The 1,828-nt window shown below is 71.1% G+C and carries 2 protein-coding genes; one reads left to right on the forward strand and one right to left on the reverse strand.

The features are described from left to right. The first annotated feature begins 390 nt into the window (after window positions 1–390). A complete protein-coding gene (locus D7X55_RS39105) occupies window positions 391–813 on the forward strand; it encodes a hypothetical protein (protein WP_120550168.1) in 423 nt (140 codons plus the stop codon). On the opposite strand, the gene D7X55_RS39110 is transcribed toward D7X55_RS39105, so the two are convergent. Then, complete coding sequence (locus D7X55_RS39110; RefSeq protein WP_120550167.1) at window positions 814–1,788, reverse strand: NADPH:quinone oxidoreductase family protein; 975 nt, start codon at window positions 1,786–1,788, stop codon at window positions 814–816. Window positions 1,789–1,828: the final 40 nt, after the last annotated feature.

The raw sequence follows: 1,828 nt of genomic DNA on the forward strand, positions 1-1,828 counted from the left end.
GTGCATTCCTTGGATGTGGTGACCGGGCGCGTGGGGGGCGCGCGTTTGAAAAGTCTAAAGACTGTCAGCGCTCGCGCAATACGTAGGAACCGCGCGATGAAACATCTCGACTCTTGATTGCGACACGTCCCATCGGGTCATCCAGGCCCCCGTCTCTCCCGGAGGACGCCCGTACACGGTGTGTGCCATTCCTGTCTGGATATATCTTTGGAGCCATGCGGGCGCGCGCTGTCACACGAGGATGGCGATGTCTGTCTTTTTCCCGTGGAGGTGTGCCGCGTTCCGCGCGTGGACCCGTGGCGGGTGGGTGCGGCCTGATCCGTCGGGGTGGGGCCGTACCCCCTGTCGCGCTGGATGATTCACGTGGGCTGGGCTGTAGTGAAGGACCGGATGCCTTCGCTACGACACGCCTTCCTGCTCAACGCCGTGCGCGAGCTTGGCCGCTCGGTGCCGGACATCGTCCGTACGCGGGCCTCCTGGGATGCGTGCCTGGAGCGGATCCGCGAGGCGTGCACCACCACGCTGGGCATGGAGTACGACACCCTGGCCCGCTTCGACGCGCGCTCCGTCGTCGGTCTCTTCGCCCACCCGGAGCAGGCGCGCATCCTCGCCCGGCTGGTGGATGAGCGGGCCCGCCTGTGCGAGGCCCACGGCCGCTACGAGGATGCGCTGGCGGACAGCGTGTACGCGGGGGAACTCCTCATGCACTCGCGAGTCCGCTTCGGCCTGCCCCGGGACGCCCGCGCCGCGGACGTCCTGGAGCGCGAGGCGGGGACCGCCGCCCCGCTCCCGCTGCCCCCTTCCGGGGACTGATCAGCCCGCCTTCACCTTCAGGACGACCTTGCCCACGGCCTGGCGCGACTCCAGCTCGCGCAGCGCCTGAGCGCCTTCCTCAAAGGAGAAGACGCGGCCCACCAGCGGCTGGACGATGCCCTTCGCCGCGAGCGCCTCCAGGTCCTTCGCGATGGTGTCCGTCAGCCCCGGCTCCTGCATGAGGAAGGCGCCCCACGCCACGCCCACCACGGAGACGTTGCGCAGGAGCAGCCGGTTCACCGCCACGGACGGAATCTGGCCGCTGGTGAAGCCCACCACCAGGAGCCGCCCCTCCGGCGCCAGCACCTTGAGGCTCTTGTCGAAGACGTCCCCGCCCACGGGGTCCACCACCACGTCCACGCCCCGGCCGTCCGTGGCCTCGCGCACCCCGGCGGGGAAGTCCTTCAAGAGGAGGACGCCGTCCGCGCCCGCGCGCTTCGCCACCTCCGCCTTGCGCTCGTCGCCCACCACCGCCAGCACGCGCGCCCCGGCGCCCTTCGCCACCTGCACGGCCGCGGTGCCCACGCCGCCCGCCGCGCCATGCACCAGCACCGTCTCCCCCGCGCGCAGCCCCCCACGCCGGTGCAGCGCGAAGTGCGCCGTGTGGTAGTTCATCACCACGCCCGCGGCCTGCTCGAAGCTCCACTCCCTGGGGATGGGGAAGGCCAGCTCCGGCGCCACCACGCAGGCCTCCGCGAAGCCGCCCAGCGTGAAGGAGAAGCCCATCACCCGGTCCCCGGGCTTCACCCGCGCCCCCGCTGGCGCGGCGCGCACCACGCCCGCCACCTCCACCCCGGGCACGAAGGGCACCTCCGGCTTCATCTGGTACTGGCCGTGGGTGAGCAGCAGATCCGGAAAGCTCACCCCGGCCGCCACCACATCAATGAGGACGCCGTCTCCGGCCTGCGGCTCCGGGACGTCCACCATCTGAAGACCCTCGGGCCCCGTCAGCCGCTGAAGCTGCAATGCGCGCATGTGTGTGTCGCCTCCCTTCGGCCGGGACGCTAGCCCGCCC

The organism is Corallococcus sp. AB049A, from assembly GCF_003668885.1.
GTDB classification, from domain to species: domain Bacteria; phylum Myxococcota; class Myxococcia; order Myxococcales; family Myxococcaceae; genus Corallococcus; species Corallococcus interemptor.

What these genes read in the sequence shown, in the direction of transcription:
- D7X55_RS39105 (WP_120550168.1), top strand. Translation starts at nt 391, where the DNA reads ATGCCTTCGCTACGACACGCCTTCCTGCTCAACGCCGTGCGCGAGCTT.
- D7X55_RS39110 (WP_120550167.1), bottom strand. Translation starts at nt 1,788, where the DNA reads ATGCGCGCATTGCAGCTTCAGCGGCTGACGGGGCCCGAGGGTCTTCAG.